The organism is Methanotorris formicicus Mc-S-70, from assembly GCF_000243455.1.
GTDB classification, from domain to species: Archaea; AGJL01; Methanococci; order Methanococcales; family Methanococcaceae; genus Methanotorris; species Methanotorris formicicus.
In genome coordinates this window covers 1-3772 of sequence record NZ_AGJL01000087.1, presented here as the reverse complement: position 1 = coordinate 3772, position 3772 = coordinate 1, and the positions used below count along the sequence as shown (strand labels likewise).

At 32.9% G+C, this 3772-nt stretch carries 5 protein-coding genes; all 5 read left to right on the top strand.

Annotation, left to right across the window (positions count from 1 at the left end; genetic code table 11):
- Nucleotides 1–534 precede the first annotated feature (534 nt).
- The 5 genes from METFODRAFT_RS09315 to METFODRAFT_RS09295 all read left to right on the top strand — a co-directional run bounded on the left by METFODRAFT_RS09315 (nt 535) and on the right by METFODRAFT_RS09295 (nt 3769).
- Entirely contained in the window at nt 535–1119 is a 585-nt protein-coding gene (locus METFODRAFT_RS09315; protein ID WP_007045365.1) for a 50S ribosomal protein L15e, read from the top strand.
- A 142-nt stretch (nt 1120–1261) separates the two neighbouring features.
- Nucleotides 1262–1930: a 30S ribosomal protein S2 gene (rpsB, locus tag METFODRAFT_RS09310; protein WP_007045364.1), complete on the top strand. Its 669-nt coding sequence runs from the start codon at nt 1262–1264 to the stop codon at nt 1928–1930.
- 55 nt (nt 1931–1985) lie between these two features.
- Entirely contained in the window at nt 1986–2600 is a 615-nt protein-coding gene (locus METFODRAFT_RS09305) for an HVO_0476 family zinc finger protein (protein ID WP_007045363.1), read from the top strand.
- 17 nt (nt 2601–2617) lie between these two features.
- A complete protein-coding gene (locus METFODRAFT_RS09300) occupies nt 2618–3274 on the top strand; it encodes a 30S ribosomal protein S3ae (RefSeq protein ID WP_007045362.1) in 657 nt (218 codons plus the stop codon).
- A gap of 228 nt (nt 3275–3502) precedes the next feature.
- The gene (locus METFODRAFT_RS09295) at nt 3503–3769 is read left to right on the top strand and encodes a hypothetical protein (RefSeq protein ID WP_394296035.1); all 267 of its coding nucleotides are present in this window, start codon (nt 3503–3505) and stop codon (nt 3767–3769) included.
- The last annotated feature ends 3 nt before the right edge of the window (nt 3770–3772 follow it).

Genomic DNA, 3772 nt, shown 5'->3' with positions numbered 1-3772 from the left:
ATCTTGTTATATCTAATTTTTGTAAATAGTCCTAAATATTCGATTAGTATTTCATAATCCCTCTTATAAACTCCCGAAAAAGTATATCATACAAAGAACCGAAAAGATTATTAAGTCTAAGAGAGATATTTTCTCTCTGCGTGTGTATGGCGATTTGTATTTGACGACTATTAGGTAAAACTTAGCTCGCATAAGATTTATTAAACGCTTAATTCTCGGAATTTTAGATTTATCTACGATGTTATTACCTCCAACTATTTTTTGTAGTAATCTATAATCATATAGTTATATATTTATCTATTTGATGGGAACTACCGTATACTCATAATTCTGCATATATAAAAACCGTTAAATTAATATATTAAAACCACATAAAATGAAGCCACCTAAGGATTTAGAAATAGAATAATAATACAAACATTTCTAAAGCGATAAAACTTAGTAACAGGAGGCCGACCTCCTGTAAGGGTATGTGGCTGAAAAGCCGAACCCATAAACAGAGATGGAAGAAAACACAAAGCATGAGGGATACAGATGGGAGTTTATAAATACATTAGAGATGCATGGAAAAGACCTAAAGACAGTTATGTCAAGCAATTGTTATGGGAAAGAATGCAACAATGGAGAAGGGAACCAAGTGTTGTAAGAATCGAGAGACCTACAAGATTAGATAGGGCAAGAAATTTGGGATACAAACCAAAACAAGGAATTGTTGTTGTTAGAGTTAGGGTGAGAAGAGGTGGATTGAGAAAACAAAGACCAACAGGTTCAAAGAAACCTGCAACACTTGGAGTTAAAAAAATAACAATGGGTAAGTCCATCCAAAGAATCGCTGAGGAAAGAGCGGCAAGAAAATATCCAAACATGGAAGTTCTCAACTCATACTGGGTTGGAGAAGATGGTAAGTACAAGTGGTATGAGGTTATCTTAGTTGACCCACACCACCCAGTAATCAAAGCAGATAAGAACTTAAATTGGATTTGTACAGGAAAACACAAAGGTAGGGCATTTAGAGGTTTAACATCCGCTGGTAAGAAAGGAAGGGGATTAAGAAACAAAGGTAAAGGTGCTGAAAAAGTAAGACCAAGTATAAAAGCACATGGAAGAAAAGGTAAATAATTAGCAACTACTGCCCAATTGCGTAAATTTTATATACATTAATTTGTCATATCATGGATGTTATTCCAACTTTTAATTTTTATATACGTTTTTGGCTTGTTTTATAAGCCATAAAAACCACTATTTTGGAGGCGTGAAAAACATGGCGGAAAACAACATGTTAGTACCATTAGACACCTATTTAGCATCAGGTATTCACATCGGAACTCAGCAAAAAACAGAAGACATGAAGAAATTCATTTACAGAGTTAGGTCAGATGGATTGTATGTTTTAGATGTTAGGAAAACTGATGAAAGGTTAAGATTAGCAGCAAAGTTCTTAGCAAACTATGAACCAGAAGATATATTGGCAGTTTCAAGAAGAATTTACACAATGGGGCCATTGGAGAAATTTGGGCAAATCACTGGGATTAAAACAATCGCTGGAAGATTTGTTCCAGGAACATTAACAAACCCGGCATACAAAGGGTTTTTGGAACCAGAAGTTTTATTCATAAGTGACCCAAGAGTTGATAGGCAGGCATTAAAAGAGGCAATTGAAATAGGTATTCCAATCGTTGGTTTGTGTGACACAGAGCACTTAACATCATTTATCGACTTTGTAGTTCCAACAAACAACAAAGGTAGAAAGGCAGTTTCATTGATATACTACCTAATGGCAAAAGAATACTTAAAGAATAGAGGAGTTATAAGTAGTGATGATGAAGTTTCATTCACATACGAGGAGTTCTTAGAAAAAGCAACAAATGTAAAAGTTAGAGTTGTTGTCCCACAAGTGAAGGGTAAGAGAAAGAGGAAAAAGAAAAAGTAAATAAAAATGGGCAATTGCCCTAACTTATAGGTTATGTTTTTGGAAGTGATGTGAGATGGAATATTTTGAATGTCCCGTTTGTGGGGATCTAACCCCTCATGAAATATTAAAATCAAAAGAATCAAAAAAATATGCTAAATATGTTGTCAAATGCTTAGAATGCAATACAATTCATGAAGTAGAGTTCAGCGTAAAGTTAAAAGACATTAGTGTGATAATAAGTAGGTTTGATGAATCTGAGAGAAAAGTTGTTCAATTACCAATGGGAGAAGTTGTTGAAGTTGGTGAGGAGTTGGAAGTTGATGGGGAGAGGATAGAAGTCACTACAATAGATACTGATGATGGTAAAAGAGTCTCTTCATCAAAAGTTGATGATATTAAAACAATATGGGCAAAATCCTTAGATATTCCAAAAAAATTGGGTATATCAATAAATGATGGGAAAAAAACTTACTCTGTGTATATCTTTGTTCCAATGGATTATGTATTTGAAGTTGATAATGTATATAGAATCAAAAATGGATTTTTTAGGATTAAGTTAATAAAAACTGAAAAGGGAAATGCTAAGAAAGATGTTGCTAAAAATATAAAAAGAATGTATGCAAATTTAATAAAACCTACGAGAAGATATATTGACTTAACTAAGTATCTTCCAGATATTGAAGAATAACACCTGAGGTGTATAGCATGGTAAAAATGAAAGCAAGAACTGTTAAAGGAAGAAAGGCAAAAGATACATGGAAAACTAAAGTATGGTATAACATACACACAGCCCCAGAGTTCGGTGGAGTTTTAATTGGACAAACACCAGCAAGTGACCCATCTTTAGTCATTGGTAGAGTTGCAGAGGTAAGTTTGAGGGATTTAACAAATGACCCAACAAAACACATGATTAGAGTTTACTTCAAAATCTATGGGGTTAGTGGAACAAACGCTGTATCTCAATTCATTGGGCATAATACAACAAGAGAATACTTAAAATCACAAATTAGAAGAAGGAGAAGTAGAATTGATGCCATCGTTGATGTTAGAACAAAAGATGGTTACAAGGTTAGAGTTAAAGCAATGACTTTAACAGCAGTTAGGGCAAGAGCAAATCAGAAAACTCAGATTAGGAAGAAAATGATAGAAATTATAAAAGCAATGTCAAAAGAAAAGACATTCCCAGAATACGTCCAAGCAATGTTGATGGGAGAGATGGCAAGTAATATCTATGGAGAATGCAAAAAAATCTTCCCAATGAAAAGTGTCATAATATATAAATCAGAGGTTTTAGAGTTCGGTAAAAAAGAAACTGAAGGATACGTAGAAGAAGCAAAAGAAGAAGTTGAAACTGTAGAATAAATTAATCTTCTTTTTTTAATTTTCATTTGATTATTTGCTTATAATTTGTTGTTCTTTATTTATAAATTTAAGTATATTGTTTAATATTCTTTTATACAATTTCCATCCCACTATGGTCTGATTTTAACTTTAAAATACTGATAGTGTGATTTAACAATATTAACTTTAAAACCAAAAAATAGAAATATGTAGTGCTTGAATAACTCGTTAAAAAACGGTGAAACCTCCATGCTAACAGCACTTAATAGTATACTCACTAATTCTATAAATAGTTTAGGATTTAACTGTTCGGAGGAGTTATCTAAGTTCGCACAAGTTAGAACACTAACGCCAATAAAAACTATCAAAGCATTTTCAGAGTATGTCTCGGGAATTCACAGAACGACTATCGTTAAAAACCTACAAAAACTATCAGAAAATGAGTTTTGTTTGTGTACTCAACTATCCAACCTTCCCGATATTTTGATGACAATAGATTTAAATACACTGCAATAATCG